This window comes from Thermogemmatispora aurantia, from assembly GCF_008974285.1.
In the GTDB taxonomy this organism is placed as follows: domain Bacteria; phylum Chloroflexota; class Ktedonobacteria; order Ktedonobacterales; family Ktedonobacteraceae; genus Thermogemmatispora; species Thermogemmatispora aurantia.
In genome coordinates this window covers 213,374-228,249 of record NZ_BKZV01000003.1, presented here as the reverse complement: position 1 = coordinate 228,249, position 14,876 = coordinate 213,374, and the positions used below count along the sequence as shown (strand labels likewise).

General features: G+C 61.6%; 12 protein-coding genes. 6 read left to right on the top strand and 6 right to left on the bottom strand.

What is annotated here, in order from left to right; all coding sequences use genetic code 11:
* Window positions 1-268 precede the first annotated feature (268 nt).
* Window positions 269-1,261 (top strand): NAD(P)H-dependent flavin oxidoreductase, encoded by a 993-nt coding sequence (locus tag KTAU_RS10660; protein ID WP_151728721.1) that lies wholly within the window; start codon window positions 269-271, stop codon window positions 1,259-1,261.
* Window positions 1,262-1,366: 105 nt separating this feature from the next.
* On the opposite strand, the gene KTAU_RS10655 is transcribed toward KTAU_RS10660, so the two are convergent.
* Together KTAU_RS10655 and KTAU_RS10650 are read right to left on the bottom strand one after the other, a co-directional pair.
* A complete protein-coding gene (locus KTAU_RS10655) occupies window positions 1,367-2,827 on the bottom strand; it encodes an acetate--CoA ligase family protein (RefSeq protein WP_151728375.1) in 1,461 nt (486 codons plus the stop codon).
* Window positions 2,828-3,844 (bottom strand): PAC2 family protein, encoded by a 1,017-nt coding sequence (locus KTAU_RS10650; protein WP_170293215.1) that lies wholly within the window; start codon window positions 3,842-3,844, stop codon window positions 2,828-2,830. It lies immediately after the preceding gene.
* A gap of 236 nt (window positions 3,845-4,080) precedes the next feature.
* Here KTAU_RS10650 and KTAU_RS10645 point away from each other — a divergent pair, with 236 nt between their 5' ends.
* The gene (locus tag KTAU_RS10645) at window positions 4,081-5,088 is read left to right on the top strand and encodes an RluA family pseudouridine synthase (protein WP_151728373.1); all 1,008 of its coding nucleotides are present in this window, start codon (window positions 4,081-4,083) and stop codon (window positions 5,086-5,088) included.
* Window positions 5,089-5,372: 284 nt separating this feature from the next.
* On the opposite strand, the gene KTAU_RS10640 is transcribed toward KTAU_RS10645, so the two are convergent.
* Complete coding sequence (locus KTAU_RS10640; RefSeq protein WP_151728372.1) at window positions 5,373-6,950, bottom strand: phytoene desaturase family protein; 1,578 nt, start codon at window positions 6,948-6,950, stop codon at window positions 5,373-5,375.
* Window positions 6,951-7,688: 738 nt separating this feature from the next.
* Here KTAU_RS10640 and KTAU_RS10635 point away from each other — a divergent pair.
* Window positions 7,689-8,756 (top strand): glycoside hydrolase family 3 protein, encoded by a 1,068-nt coding sequence (locus KTAU_RS10635; RefSeq protein ID WP_170293214.1) that lies wholly within the window; start codon window positions 7,689-7,691, stop codon window positions 8,754-8,756.
* A gap of 77 nt (window positions 8,757-8,833) precedes the next feature.
* Here KTAU_RS10635 and KTAU_RS10630 read toward each other — a convergent pair whose 3' ends face one another.
* Complete coding sequence (locus KTAU_RS10630) at window positions 8,834-9,727, bottom strand: NAD(P)-dependent oxidoreductase (protein ID WP_228026401.1); 894 nt, start codon at window positions 9,725-9,727, stop codon at window positions 8,834-8,836.
* A gap of 276 nt (window positions 9,728-10,003) precedes the next feature.
* On the opposite strand from KTAU_RS10630, the gene KTAU_RS10625 reads away from it, so the two are divergent.
* The 3 genes from KTAU_RS10625 (at window position 10,004) to KTAU_RS10615 (ending at window position 13,395) form a co-directional block, all read left to right on the top strand.
* Entirely contained in the window at window positions 10,004-10,819 is an 816-nt protein-coding gene (locus KTAU_RS10625) for an SIR2 family NAD-dependent protein deacylase (protein ID WP_151728370.1), read from the top strand.
* A 158-nt stretch (window positions 10,820-10,977) separates the two neighbouring features.
* A complete protein-coding gene (locus KTAU_RS10620; protein WP_151728369.1) occupies window positions 10,978-12,300 on the top strand; it encodes a family 4 glycosyl hydrolase in 1,323 nt (440 codons plus the stop codon).
* Window positions 12,301-12,366: 66 nt separating this feature from the next.
* Window positions 12,367-13,395 carry an N-acetylglucosamine kinase gene (locus KTAU_RS10615; RefSeq protein WP_151728368.1) on the top strand — a complete coding sequence of 343 codons (1,029 nt, stop codon included), beginning with the start codon at window positions 12,367-12,369 and terminating at the stop codon, window positions 13,393-13,395.
* Between the two features lie 51 nt (window positions 13,396-13,446).
* Here KTAU_RS10615 and KTAU_RS10610 read toward each other — a convergent pair whose 3' ends face one another.
* On the bottom strand, window positions 13,447-13,761 hold the full coding sequence (locus KTAU_RS10610; RefSeq protein ID WP_151728367.1) for a hypothetical protein: 315 nt from the start codon (window positions 13,759-13,761) through the stop codon (window positions 13,447-13,449).
* 113 nt (window positions 13,762-13,874) lie between these two features.
* A complete protein-coding gene (locus tag KTAU_RS10605) occupies window positions 13,875-14,750 on the bottom strand; it encodes an amidohydrolase family protein (RefSeq protein WP_151728366.1) in 876 nt (291 codons plus the stop codon).
* Window positions 14,751-14,876 lie beyond the last annotated feature (126 nt).

Below are 14,876 nucleotides of genomic sequence, written 5' to 3'. Positions count from 1 at the left end.
CTCCCTTACGCAAGTGAGAGATTGTATACAAATGGCTATCATCAGACGATGAGTAAGAGAGCATAGTAAAAGATTGCGTATATCAGTGATACAATTGTGACAATCAATTGTTGAGAGACAGCGCGGGGGAAGGAAAGAGCGGGCTGCATCGATGGTATAATATCCTCTGCCGGCCAACGAAGGCGGGAGGCGAAGAAGTGCCTGTCGCATCCATTCTGAACCCGGTCGGCGAAAGGCGGGAACGCACTTGACATCGCTACCTGAGCGCATGCAGACGCGCTTCACGGAACTCGTCGACATCCGCTATCCCATTGTCCAGGGAGGGCTGTCCCATCTCTCCTTTGCCGAGCTGGCGGCGGCGGTCTCCAATGCTGGCGGCCTTGGACAGATCGGCTGTGCCTGTTTTGCCACGCCTGAAGAACTGCGAGCCGAAATCCAGAAGGCCAAGCGGCTGACTGACAAGCCTTTCGGCGTCAACTTCCCCATCGGGCATATTTCCCTAGAGCCGTTTCTCGATGCTGCGCTCAGCGAGGAGCCGGCGGTCATCAGCATCACTGGTGGCAATCCCGAGCCGCTACTCAAGCGCATTCAAGCGAGTGGCGTAAAGGTACGCACGATGGTGCTTGTCGCAGGGGTGCGGGCCGCGCGCAAAGCGGAGGCCCTGGGAGCTGATGCCGTCATTGCTGTCGGCTTCGAAGGTGGGGGGCATCTCGGGCGTGACGATGTGGGGACGCTGGTACTGACGCCGCGCGTAGTCGAGGCCGTCAAGATCCCCGTCCTGGCTAGTGGCGGCATTGCCGACGGGCGAGGTCTTGCGGCGGCCTTGGCCCTGGGAGCCGAGGGTATTGAGCTGGGCACGCGCTTTGTAGCCGTGCGTGAGAGCAATGCCCACCCGCACTATCAGCAGGCCCTACTCGAAGCCCAGGAGACGGATACCATGATCATCGAGCGCAGCATCGGACGTCCGGCGCGCGTTCTCAAAGGGCCGGTTGCCGAGCGTATTCGCCAGGTTGAAGAAGAGCTGGAACGCGCAGGGGCTACTGCTGAGGAGCGCCTGCGCCGGCTGTTGCCGCTCATCAGCGGCGCTGTTAACAAGCGAGCTGCTCTGGAGGGTGTTCTCGACGAAGGCTTTGTTTGGGCCGGGCAGGTGGTGGGCCTCATCCATGATATTCCCACGGCCCAGGAGCTGATTGAGCGCATTGTTCAAGAAGCCTGGGAGATCAGCCGGCGCCTGCCAGGACTCTTTGTCGCACCGCGCTGAGTCAGGGGCTGGACATAACGCAAGGCGAGTGGAGGTCGAGCGAGAGCAATCGCCGCGCTGCCTGTGAGCGCCAGGCTCTGCCAGGCTCGACCTCATTTAACCTGCTTACGCTCCAGGCTCCCCGTTGGCGGCGCTGCTGGCCATGCGCGTCAGAAACTGGCCGATTTCAGCCAAAGCCGCCATCGCGCGGCAGGTGATCTCAATTGACTCATAGTAAGGAATGCCCTCTGCGCGCAGCAGCTGCAATGCCGGGATCTCCTGGTCGTAGCGAGCGTAGATGGTTTGCACCAGGACCGGCTTAGCGTACTGGCGCACGAGGCGGCCCAGCTCGTGGGCGGCCTCCTCCTCTCGCGCCCCGAAAGCATCAGAGAGCAGCCAGCGATAGCCGCCGAAGAGGCCCGTGATGATGACGCCATCAACGTCGGGGTCGGCCAGACAGACCTCGCTCAGGCGAGCGAAAGCCAGCGGGTCCTCATCGGCGGCGCCGGCGACATCGATCGGATTGGTAGCTGTTGCGCGGGCGGGCATCAGAGCGCGCAATTGCTGCTGTGTCTCCTCCTTGAGGACGGGCACCTCCAGGCCGCAGCGCAAAGCGGCGTCGCCGGAGGCTACCACGCTCCCGCCTCCATCGCCTACAATAGCGATGCGTCGTCTCCCGCCTGGAGTCGGCGGCTGGAGCGCCAGGGCCCGTGCCACCGGATACAGCTCATCCGAGCGGATGACGCGCACCACGCCGCTGCCGAGTAAGGCGGTATCGTGGTCGGGACGCACCGTCGCCAGGCTACCAGTATGGGCTAAGGCGGCGCGTACTCCAACCTCGGTGGCCCCGCTCAGCAAGATGACCACCGGTTTATAGCATCCCTGGCGGTAGAGTTGCTGTGTCACTGCCTGCAGCGTTGCCTCGTCGATGGCTTCGACGTAGCCAGCGATCACCCTGGTGTCGGGGTCGTTGGCCAGGTACTGCAGGTACTCGGGGAAGCGTACATCGGCACCATTCCCCATGCTGAGGAAGGTTGTGAAGCCCAGGCCATCAAGCTGAGCCTGCGCGTAGAGATACATCCCAAGGTTGCCGCTTTGGGAGACCAGGCCGATTGGTCCCTCTGGCAGGGGGAAGGCCATGCCCAAGGCGTTGAGCCGGGCGCGCCGTACGTAGACCCCCATGCAGTTGCTGCCCAGGATACGGATGCCGTGCTCGTGGCAGCGAGAGACCAGCTCCATTTCGAGGGCGCGGCCCTCGGGGCCGGTCTCGCTGAAGCCGGCGGTGACGATCACGATGCCTTTGACCCCGTGAGCGATGCAATCGTCGACGGCGGCGGGCACGTGCTGGAAGGCGGTGGTAATGATGGCCAGATCGACAGGCCCGGGCACAGCGCGCAGACTGGGATAGGTGCGCTGGCCAAGGATCTCGGGGGCGCTGGGCGTGACCAGGTAGACCTCGCCCGGAAAGCTCGCCAATAGCTGGCGGGCGGCGACATGGCCCCACTTCTGGGGTGCGCGCGATGCGCCGATGATGGCGACAGAGCGCGGGTGCAGCACTTCCTCAAGCGTATACAGCCGGTTGCTCATTCAACCCTCGTCCTTGGAATCGTCGGTATCGGTGGGTGGCCCCTGTTCGCGCTCACGTCGCAGCAGCTCCTCGACGCTGCGAATGAGCACATCCGCGCTCGGCAGGGGACCGGTGCCGGCGGGGTGGTCGAGGTCAGTGGCCGGGCCGTGGGCTGTCTCCACCACGGGCGGCTCCTCCTCGTCCTCTAGATCATCCTCGTCGTCCTCATCCTCCTCGTCTGCCAGGGCATGGATCTGTTCTTCCAGGCGACGGACGTAGGCGCTGGCCTCGGGATCACGAGCCACCAGCGCGGTAATCTGCTCCTCGAAGCGGACGGCATCCGCCTGGATCTCGTTGAGGTCGAGGTCGAGGGAGAGGAGGCTGTTGACATAGGCCAGGAGGGCCGCGGTCACTTTGATGTTCGGTGTGGCGGCCAGGTAGTGGGGCGCTGCCGCCCAGAGGCTAGCTGCTGGAATGTTGGCGCGGCGGCAGGCATCCTGCAACACGCCGATCATGCCGGTGGGGCCCTCGTAACCAGAGCTGTGGATATCCAACTCGCGTAGCCGTTCCTGAAGCTCGGGCGTTGACGAGCTGCCAGTGATGGGCACGGCCAGCGAGTGGGGGATGTCCGCCAGCATAGCCCCCAGCAGAATGACCTCCGAGACGTGAAAGTGGCGACAGACCTCGAGAAAGCACTCACTGAAGGTGCGCCACTTGAGCTGCGGCTCTACTCCCAGGTAGAGGATGATGTCGCGCTCTTGCTCGGGAAGGCTGTGGGCGGAGAACTGGTTAGCAGGCCAGACCAGGGAACGCTGCATGCCGTCGACAATGCGCACAATGGGCCGCGTTTCGGTGAAGACGTAGAAGTCTTCGCTGTCAATTTCGGCGATCTTCACCGGCTTCCAGCGATCTATCAGGAATTTGATGGCGGTAGTGGCCGAGTCGGCGGCGTCGTTCCAGCCGGCCAAGGCGGCGATCAGCACCGGGTTGCGTAGTTGCAGGTGTTCACGATAATACTGGATCAGAGACATGCTCATACCTCTCTCTGCCTTCCCTGGACCGTATCCTACACATTCTACCATGTGAGGGAAATTGTGGGCAGTCTCTCTTGTCCCCCTATGCCCGGCCAGGGTCTGGCTCCTGCTCTTGATCCTTGCTGGGGCGGGGGCTATAATAGCCTGACAGTCTGGACTTGCCTTGATGCGCTCGCCACGCTGTGCAGACTGCAAAGAGGGCGGGGGCGTTGTGAAACCGGCGGCAGGGGGTAGTTTCTGTGACGGAGCTGGACCCGAGTCTGATTCTCTATCAAGATCATCATATGCTGGCGGTCAATAAGCCAGCGGGCGTGGTGATTCATCCGACCTATAAGCATGCTGATGATACACTCTGGAATATGATCCTGGCCTATCTGGAGCGGCAGGGGCCGGAGGAATGGCAGCCGCCGGAGTTGCCCGATGAGCCGGGCTGGGAGCGGGCGCCCGCGGCGGTGCGCCTGATGCTGCGCGAGCGGCGGGCGGCGCGGCTGCTCAGGCAGGAGGGGCCGCTGCCCAAGCCGGTGCTCTTGCACCGTTTGGATAAGGATACGTCGGGGGTAGTCTTGTTGGCCCGTACAGAGAATGCCCGGCGCTATCTGGGACGACAGTTCAATGAGCATCGAGTGCTGAAGCGCTATCTGGCGGTGGCCTTCGCCGGGACCCCATCCTGGACGCGACCGCTGCAGCCGCTGCGAGTGTCTCGCCTCTCTGGGGCTGAGCTGGAGCAGGAGCTGGGGCCGGGAACTCTTGACCTGGCTGGAACAGGAGAGCGGCCCAGCTCACAAGTGCTGGCGATCTCGGGAGAGGAGCCGGAGCCGCTGCCACTGCCCGTTGGGAGCCTGTGGCTGCTCGATGGACCCATTCAGCGTGATCCCCAGGATCGCCGACGCTGTGTGGTGGGGCCAGAGGGGCTGCCTGCGCAGACGTTGGTGCAGGTGCTGGCCCACCAGGGACCTTTCCTCTTGCTGGAAGCACGTCCGATTACGGGACGGATTCATCAGATTCGCGCTCATCTGGCCGCTCTGGGCTATGCCCTGGTCGGTGACCAGACCTATGCCCCGCCTCCACTGCCGGGAACACCCCAGGCAGCTTTGGGGCGCCAGTTCCTCCATGCCTTCAGTCTGACCGTGCGTCGCTATCCCGATGAGACGCCAGTGACCTTTGTCGCCCCATTGAGTCAGGATCTGCGTCTCTGGCTAGAGATGCACTTTCCTGATGCGCTGTCGCTGCCCGTGTTGCAAGGATAGATGACGCTTCAGCGCCTTTTTGAATTCTTATAGTCCATGGATAGCCAGAAATGACCGCGGCTCTGGCCCTTAGCTGAGCTTCCCCCGTGAGAAGATAGCTATGCTCCATCCGGGATCAGGTGCAGGAGGCTGAGCTAAGCCGGCGGTGGCTCCTTGCCCGTGTGTCAGGGTCTTCTGTCTCTTGCTCGGGTCTCGGGTCCTGATCCAGGATGGAGGAGAGAGGGAACCTGGTCTTTCTCTAGCAGACAAGCATGGGCCAGGTCCCCTCTCCCTCGGCTGCCTGGCTAGCCAGTCATGGGGATTTCTCCCCAGTCGCGCAGCAGTGCCATTGCTGCGTTATGGCCGGGTGCCCCCATGACGCCCCCGCCCGGGTGGGTTCCTGAGCCGCAGAGGTAGAGACCGGCGATCGGGGTGCGATAGCGGGCACACTCAGGTGTTGGGCGTTGACCAAAGAGCTGGCCGGGAGTGATCTCGCCGTGGAAGATGTGTCCTTCGGTCATACCGTAACGCTGCTCGATGTCCGCTGGACTCAGCACCTGGCGGTCGATAATGGCATCGGCAAAGTTAGGGGCGAATGTGCACATGGTGGTAATGACGCGTTCGACCATTTCTTCTTTGACTTCCTCACTCCAGGGTCGATCTTTCAGGTGGTAGGGAGCGTATTGGCAGAACATCGAGATCAGGTGTTTGCCCGGCGGGGTGAGTGAGGGATCAGTGGCCGACTGCATGTAGGCCTCGATGTAGGGGTGGCGCGATAGCTCGCCGCGCAGGGCGTCTTCATAAGCTTGCTGGACCCAGTCGGGGGTGGGCGAAATCTCACATGAGCCTGCGTGCTGCAGACCCGGTTCACTGCCTGGCAGACAGCTGAAGCTGGGCAGTTCCTTGAGAGCGAGGTTGATCTTGATGACAGGACTTTCGGTCCTGAAGCGCTTGATACGTGCCAGGAAGGTGGGATCAAGGCCAACATCGGCGCACAGTTGCAGGAAGGTCCGTTTAGGGTCGGCGTTCGAGAGGACTGCCCGGGCACGCACTTCTTCGCCAGTCTCCAGACGCACGCCTTCAGCTCGTCCATTGTGGACCAGGATGCTGGTCACAGGGGCGCCTGTACGAATCTGGGCACCATGGGCAGTGGCTGAGGCTGCCAGGGCGAAGCTGATGCGTCCCATGCCACCGCGAACATAGCCCCAGAGGCCGCGCTGGCCGTTCACCTCGCCAAACATGTGATGCCACATCACGTAGACGGACCCCGGCGTTTTGGGTCCGATGAAGCTACCAATGACACCTTGACCAGCAAAAGCGGCTCGCACCTGGTCGGATTCGAAATACTCGGCGAGCAGATCATAGAGGTTGCCGAACATGAGCCGGTTGAAGATTTCTTCATCCTCGCCGCGAAAACACGCCGCCAGTTCGGCCAATGTGGGTGGCTCCTCTAGGAGCAAGGGCGTGAGAATGTCTGAGGCGCGTTCAAAGAAATGCAGAAAGCGCGGATAGGCGGCGGCGTCGCGCGGCGAGAAGCGTTGAATACCTGCAGCGGTTTCCTCACTGCTGGCGCGAATGAAGAGGTAGCTGCCGTCTGGGAAGGGCACAAACATCTGAGGATCTTTGATGTAGGCCTCGAAGCCGTAACGCTCCAGTTCAAGGTCGCGGATGATTTCCGGTCGCAGGAGACTAACGACGTAGGCGCAAGGGGAGACGCTGAAGCCTGGGAAGGGTTCTTCAAGGGTGCAGGCTCCCCCTACACGGTCGCGCTGTTCAAGGACCAGGACGCGCTTGCCTGCGCGCGCCAGGTAGCCAGCAGCAACGAGACCGTTATGGCCAGCTCCGATGATGATCACGTCATAGTAATGGGAGTGCTCGCTCATAGAGGGTTCCTTTCTGCGGGGCTCCTTTCTGCCTCCACTGCCTCGCTCTGCTCTGAGTGCTTTGCTTGGGATGATAGCCGCTGGGCCTGCTCTGCGTCAAGTTGCTCTACTCCTCCGCGCAGGATGTTTCTTATAGTCATAAAGCTAAAGCTTGAGAAGCCCACCAACCTGCCTACAATGCGGAGGAGTAGAGGGAGAGAAGCAACTCTACCTGCCTGTCTGCCTGCGCCCTGCTCGTTCAGCGGAATCGCAGCAGCCAGCAGGACCCGTAGCCTTAGATGAGGCCAGTAGGTGGCCAATATGAGGCATGAGAGGGGAGGGGGCTGGCAGGGGTATCGCGTCTGATGATGCCTGCGGCCTGATATCATGATATCTTATAGTCATTAGCTACAGCAGAACGACGGACAAAAACAGACAGCCTCTTTCTCTCAACCCGTTACCTACCACCGCTTGCACCGTCCCAACCCTTCGAGGGAAGGTTATGCTAAACAGCAGAGAGCACATCGATGATCTTGCCACCCACCGCACGGAGGGCACGCAGGTACAAGAATGAAGAAAAAGATCCTGAGTACCAAAAGAAAAAGAATTCGACTTGCTTCTTATATCTCTATATGCACATTATTACTACTGCTAGGCGCATGCGGTCAAAGCAGTGAAGGGGCGAGCCGCCAACCCCCGACTGCACCGACGGCCATCTCACGTCCCGCAGCCGCTCGACCTGACTGGCAAGGGCGCAGCGTGGAGAGCGACCGGCGCCTGGTGGCCCAGGCTCAGCGGATTCTGGCCAGCATGACCCTTGACCAGAAACTTGGCCAGCTCATTATCGTCGAATATCTAGGTCACGACTACCAGGAGAGCGGCCTGCAGGAAATGATCCGCGACCAATACGTTGGCGGCTTCATGTATCAGGAAAGCAACCACAACTTTGACGCACCTGACGACAGCATCGCTGCCGTAGCGGCCTTCTCACAGCAGGCTATGCAGGATGCCAGGATTCCGCTGCTGATTGCCACTGACCAGGAAGGAGGACTTGTCAACCGGCTCTACAAATTTCACGGCCCACTGCCCTCAGCGGAAGAGATGGCTGCCACGGGACAACCTTCCTATGCCTACCAGCAAGGCAGCCAAGCCGCTGAATGGATGAAGCAGCTTGGAATCAACAGCGATCTGGCCCCGGTCGTCGATGTTCACACCGTGGACCCACCGGTCCTAGAGACGCGCATGTTCGGGAGCGACCCACAAACAGTCGCCACCTACGCTGGCGCCTACCTACAAGGGTTGCAGCAACACCAGGTTGCTGGCTGCCTCAAGCATTTTCCCGGATTGGGGGCGATCACCTCTGACCCGCACAGCAGCCTACCAGTTGTCAACCGTGACATGGCCACCTTGAACCGGATCGACCTGGCACCCTACCGCCTCATGATCCCCAAAGACCAGCCGGCAATGATCATGGCCACCGATGTCCTGATGCCAGCCATCGACCCACAGCTGCCAGCAGAGCTATCGCCGAAAGCCATCGACGGCGTACTCCGACAGCAGCTCGGCTACGACGGAGTTGTTATTACCGATGGCCTCTACATGCGCGGCATCAGCGAACACTGGTCGCTGAGCGAAGCTGCTGTCATGGCCATCGAAGCCGGAGACGACCTCATCGAAGGACCCTACACACCGAGCCAGGTGACTGATGTTGTCAATGCCCTCAAGGCCGCTATCCAGCAAGGCCAACTGACGGAAGCACGCATCGACCAATCAGTCGAGCGCATTCTCCTACTCAAACTACGCTACGGGATCATCCACGAGGAATAGGAAGAGGAAAAGGAGAGAGGGCCTAGAACCCTCTTTCCTTTCCTCCCCCCACGCTCCTGTCCCCCACCACCGCTCACTTACGCCAGGCCGGCAGCTTCATCGACGGCCCGCGCCAGGGTCGTCCAGTCCTCCTCGCCTCGCCCACGAGCAACGCCGCTGAGCAAGCGATCATGGACGAGACCAGCCAGCGGCATCGGTACCCGAGCCTCCTCCGCAGCATCCAGAACCAGGCCCAAATCCTTCAGTGCCAGGCGCTGCGAGAAACCGGGAGCAAAATGACGCTCGGCAATCATCCGCCCATAATTTTGATAGACTGAGCAGGCGAAGATCGTCTGAGCCAGCATCTCCATCAAAGCCGAACGCTCAACCCCCTGCTTCTCAGCCAGAGCCAGAGCCTCAGCCAGAGCCTCCAAAGCTGAGCCGACCAGGAAATTAGCAGCCAGCTTCACCACATTTGCCAAGGCTGGCTCATCCCCAAATGGAAAGATGGCCTGGCCCAGCAACTGCAGGAAGGGCAAGACCCGCGCTCTGGCCGCCGGCTCACCTGCCAGACAGATCCAGAGCCTGCCGGCAGCGGCAGCATCAGGCCGTCCGACCACGGGAGCCGCAACATAGGCACAGCCTCGCTCTGCGTGCAGGCGCTGCATACGGCGCGCAATAGCAGGCGAGACAGTACTGAACGAGACATGCACCCCGCCGGGAGCCAGGCCGGCAAGCAGCCCATCATCACCTAAGGTCACCGCCTCCAGCGCCGCATCATCCGCCAGCATCGAAAAGACGACCCCTCCCGGTTCGGCCAGGTCACGAGGGTGCTCAACACGCTCCGCCCCCTCAGCCACCAGCTCCTCGGCCCGCGCGGGCGTACGGTTATAGACTCGCAAACGGTAGCCAGCGCGGAGCAGATTACGAGCCATAGGTAGACCCATCCGTCCCAGACCAGCGAAGCCAAGCACGTTCAGACTCTCAGTCACCGTGTGCAAACCTTCCTTTCCTTCGCATTCCTTAACCAGCGCTCGGAACCAGAGCGGTAGCGAAGCAAGCCGCCACCATAGAGCATCTTACCATTACCAGACCAGAAGAGAGGGAACACAGAACGAGAGGCAGAAGAATCAGCAAAGCCCGACACCCCCACCTTCCACCCTTGCAACCAAGCGAAGCACGCCATACATTATTGATATGGCGGAAACCGAGCAAGGGACGAGAAGGAGCTAGAACCAGAAACGGAAGACGCAGACGAAGAGAGAGACATGGAACAAAGCATCCCTCACGAACTCTGCCAGGTCCTGCGCCAGGCCAGACGGATCACCGTCCTGACAGGGGCAGGGATCTCAGCCGAGAGCGGCATCCCGACCTTCCGCGACGCCACCAGCGGCCTCTGGACACGCTTCAACCCGGAGGAGCTAGCGACGCGCGAAGCCTTCGAACGCAACCCACGCCGCGTCTGGGAATGGTACACCGAGCGACGCCAGCAGGCCGCGACCGCCCAACCCAACGCCGGCCACCGCGCCCTGGCAGCAATGGAGCACTACGTAGAAGAAGTCATCATCATCACCCAAAACGTCGACGGGCTGCACCAACGCGCCGGCAGCAGCCGCGTCCTCGAACTGCACGGAAACCTCTTCCGCACCAAATGCTTTGCCCAGGACCACCCCACCGACCCAGACATTGCCAGCGAGGAGGAGATCCCCCCACGCTGCCCTCGCTGCGGCAGTTACCTGCGGCCCGACGTCGTCTGGTTCGGCGAACTGCTACCCGAACGCACATACTACCAGGCACTGCAGGCCGTCCTCAGCTGCGACGTCCTGCTCGTCGTCGGCACCTCTGGCATCGTCGAGCCAGCAGCCTCACTCCCCCACACCGCCCTACGGGCAGGAGCAACGGTCGTCGTCATCAACCCCGAGGCGACGCCACTGTTACAAGAAGAGAGCAACTATGGCCTCAAGCCAAGCCGACTCTACGACCTACGCGGCAAGGCAGGCGAGATACTCCCCGCACTCGTCAGCACCGTCTGGCAGAGGACCACCGACACCGAGCCACTCACCCACCACGGAGAAACCGGCTAGGCTGAAGCGAGGACAGCCCCCCACCTCGATCCGGCGAGCCAGGCCAGGTAAGGGCAACTGGCCTGAGACAAGAGGATGAGGATCTGGACAAGAGAGTGTATACTGGAATCATCTAGTTGTCTAGATCAGTCCAGCCCTGGGGAGGAGCGAAACGAACCGTGGCCCGCATCAAACTCGCCTACATTGGAGGCGGCAGTACCCGCGCCGCTGGCACAATGGCCTCTTTCATCGCCCAAGGAGAGCACTTCAACGGCTCCGAAGTCGTCCTGATCGACCTGAACGAAGAGCATCTGAAGATCGTTCAGACCATCGCCCGTAAACTGGCTCGCATCCGCGGCCTGGACCTCACCATCAGCAGCACCACCGACCGGCGAGCCGGACTACGCGACTGCGACGCCGTACTGACCAGCTACCGACCAGGGGGCTTCGAAGCACGGCACCTTGACGAGAGCATTCCACTCAAGTACGGCATCATCGGCCAGGAGACGCAGGGACCAGGGGGCTTCTTCATGGCGCTGCGTAGCATCGCCGTCATGCAAGAGATCATTACCGACATGGAAGCGGTCTGCCCACAGGCCCGACTCTTCAACTACACCAACCCGATCAACATCATCTCAGAGGCCGTCACCCACCATAGCCCTATTCCCACCATCTCCTTCTGTGAAGGCCCCATCATGGACGCGGCCCGTTTCGCACGCTATGCCGGCCTCGACCCCAACCGACTCAGCGTGCGCTTCCGCGGGCTCAACCACGGCTCCTGGGGACTCAACCCACGCTACGACGGGCAGGACTTTCTCCCACTGCTAGAGGAGACCTACGAGCGCCTGCGCCGCGAGCACCCTGAAGGCGAAGCGAGCTCCGACCCCGAGCTGCGCTATATGCTGCGGCAACTACACCTGGCAGTGAGCATGCAGGCCCTTCCCAACCACTACCTGCAGTATTACTACTACAAAGACGAACTGCTAGCCGAGCTTCAGGCCAAGCCAACCACACGCGCCCAGGACATCATGGCCAGCGTCCCCGACTACTGGGCCCACTACCGCGAACAAGCCGAGCGCGAGGCACCAGCCCTCGACCCCGCGCGCTCACGCGGCGGCCTCCACGAGCTAGAGCTGGCCATCGACGTCATGGACGCCATCTACAACGACCGCGGCGAACTCTGGTACGTCAACGTTCCCAACCGGGGTGCCCTCCCTGGTCTGCCCGACGACCGCGTAGTCGAAATCGTCGGCTATGTCGACCGCCAGGGCGTCACCCCCCTCATTCACGAGCCATTACCCGCCCACCTGCGGGGCCTCATCGGTCAACTCGCCGAATACCAGGCCCTGACCGCAGAAGCGGCCTGGCGTGGCAACCGGCGCGACGCCATCCGCGCCCTGGCCAGCCACCCCCTGGTCCTCTCACTGAGCAAGGCGGAAGCCCTCTACGACGAGATGGCCGCCGCCCACCGCGCCTACCTACCGGAGAGACTCTTGCACTAAGCCAGCAACAACAACCTGGAAAAGCAAGAACAAGACAAGAGCAAGGGAGGAAGAGAAGGAAGAACGATGAGGAGCTGCGTCCTGGCAGTTGACGGCGGCAACACCAAAACACTGGCCCTGGTAGCCACCCTCGATGGACAGATCCGCGGCTACGGACGTGCCGGCTGCGGAGACATCTACCACATCCCCCCGGGAGGACAGGCCAGCGCGCACGAGCCCGCAGCCCTGAGTGAAATCGAGCGAGCAGTCAAAACCGCTCTCAAGCGGGCCAGCTGCCACCCCACAGACCTGGAGGCAGCGGTCTTCAACATGGCCGGGGCCGACTGGCCAGAGGACTTCGCACTGCTAGAAACAGCCATGCACGCCAGAGGCTACGGACAGCGGCTGCTAGTCCAGAACGACGCCCTTGGAGTGCTCCACGCTGCCAGTATAGGAAGCGCGACCAACAGCGGCGTCTCAGTCATCTGCGGCACCGGAGCCGCCACCGGAGCCAGAGGGCCGGACGGACGCACCTGGCACTCCAGCCACTGGCAGGACAGCGTCCAGGGAGCCAGCCACCTCGGCCAGCAAGTCCTGACCGCCGTCTTCCATGCCGAACTTGGCATCAGCCCACCCACCACGCTGCGCGAGCGGGTCCTCGCTTACTTCGGTACCAGTAGCATCGAGGAAGTGCTTCACCGCCTGACTGCCCGCCTCCCCCAGGAGACCCGCCCGCTGAGCGGACTGGCACCTGCCCTCCTCGATGAAGCCGAGGCCGGAGATAGCGTCGCCCGCCACCTAGTCAGCAAGCACGGCAGCGCACTGGGCGACTTCGCCAACGTTGCCGCCCGGCGCGTCGGTCTCGAAGGCCAGCCCTTTCCCCTCGTACTGGCCGGCGGCGTTCTGCGCCATCCCTCCCCCCTGCTGGCCGAGGCCATCATTGCCCGCGTCCACAGCCGCTCACCGCAGGCGCAGCCTATCCGCCCCCGCTTCGAACCAGTTATCGGTGTCCTTTTCAGCGCCCTGGAACTGGCAGGCCAGCGCATCGACGAGCAGCTGATCTCACGCCTGCTGCCAACGCTGCCACCAGCCAGCTTCTTCGACACCCTCGGCTGACCTGCACGACTTGCGTACCCCAGTAGCAACGCCAGAGCCGACGGAAAGACCCTACTTAATCTTATCCAGGGCCACGACCGTGACCAGGAAAACAGTAAAGGAACCAGCACCGAAGCTGAGCCAGGGCATGGTGCCACCCACAATGACCAGACAGATCACCGCCAGAACGAGGATCGTCACCATCGCCATCAAAACGACCAAGAAGCGAAAAAGATTGACCTGCTCTGCCCGAGGCGGATAGACCTTCGAAGGCTCTCCGACTGGACGCGACTCAGGCCCACCACCAGAACCAGCAGGCTGCGGCTCCCCTGCATAGTGTCCGTAGGGGATATCACGGAAAGCCTCGCTCTCCTGCCGAGACATCATCCCAAGGGTACCTCCTTCTCTGGCTCCAAAGGGGAAACAACACTGAGAGATATACGGGCGAGAGACCCAGGAGTTACACGAGCATGCCCCTCCCCAGAGAGGAGAGACAGCGGTCAGCCAAAGTGCATATGCGCCACCGCCGTATGAGCGAGCAGCTTCTGAGCATTGCGCCACAGAATTTTCTCGCGCACCTCGGGAGTGAAAGAGTCGAGGGCCTCGAAATCGCGCAGCCAGCGCTGTGGCGTAATAAAAGGGTAGTCGGAACCGAAGAGGATACGGTCTTGCAGGCGGGTAGCTGCCTCACGCAGCAACGACTGAGGGATATACTTGGGAGACCAGCCAGACAGATCGTTATAGACATTAGCCTTATGCTGCAGAATAGCAATCATCTCATCATGCCAGGGCCAGGAAGGATGGGCCCCAATAATCGTCAAGCCGGGGAAATCGGCAGCCAGCGCATCCAAATAAATCGGGCGCGTATAATCGAGCTTAATCCCCATCCCCCCCGGCACCCCGGCGCCCAGGCCATTCGTCCCTGTATGGAAGAGAGCGGGCACCCCCAGCTCCTGAATCTTCTCCATCAGCGGATAGAAGGCCCGATCATGAGGATAGAACGCCTGCACACCAGGATGGAACTTCACCCCAGCCAGGCCCAAGTCCTTAATAGCCCGCTCGACCTCCTTCACTGCCGCCTTCCCCTTATGGGGATCAACGCTCGCGAAGCCGATGAACTGCTGTGGATAGCGCTGCACGATCGCCGCCACATAATCGTTGCCCAGGGGAGGCAGACCAGTCGCCGTCTCAGCATCCCAGGCCAGCAGCACCCCGACCATATCCACCGCAGCATAATCGGCGGCCAGCTGCTCAATATCCTTCAGCTTGACCTCTGTCCGGAAAAAGCGCTCAGCGGCCCTGGCATAAGGACCGAGCGTCACCTGGATGAACTCAGTCGTCGGCAGATGCACATGAAAATCAATGGCACGTGGCATGGCCTGCACCTCCTCAGGCGGTACTCAGGCGCAGCGCGGCATCAGCCTGCCTGCCCCTCCCCCTATTGTAGCACAGGGTGAGCATCAGATCCCCCGGCAGCGGCCCGTCGGGGGCTATAGCGACGA

Excerpts from the sequence above, each read along its gene's own strand:
- KTAU_RS10660 (WP_151728721.1), top strand. The coding sequence starts at position 269 with ATGCAGACGCGCTTCACGGAACTCGTCGACATCCGCTATCCCATTGTC.
- KTAU_RS10655 (WP_151728375.1), bottom strand. The coding sequence starts at position 2,827 with ATGAGCAACCGGCTGTATACGCTTGAGGAAGTGCTGCACCCGCGCTCT.
- KTAU_RS10650 (WP_170293215.1), bottom strand. The coding sequence starts at position 3,844 with ATGAGCATGTCTCTGATCCAGTATTATCGTGAACACCTGCAACTACGC.
- KTAU_RS10640 (WP_151728372.1), bottom strand. The coding sequence starts at position 6,950 with ATGAGCGAGCACTCCCATTACTATGACGTGATCATCATCGGAGCTGGC.
- KTAU_RS10625 (WP_151728370.1), top strand. The coding sequence starts at position 10,004 with ATGGAACAAAGCATCCCTCACGAACTCTGCCAGGTCCTGCGCCAGGCC.
- KTAU_RS10615 (WP_151728368.1), top strand. The coding sequence starts at position 12,367 with ATGAGGAGCTGCGTCCTGGCAGTTGACGGCGGCAACACCAAAACACTG.
- KTAU_RS10610 (WP_151728367.1), bottom strand. The coding sequence starts at position 13,761 with ATGATGTCTCGGCAGGAGAGCGAGGCTTTCCGTGATATCCCCTACGGA.
- KTAU_RS10605 (WP_151728366.1), bottom strand. The coding sequence starts at position 14,750 with ATGCCACGTGCCATTGATTTTCATGTGCATCTGCCGACGACTGAGTTC.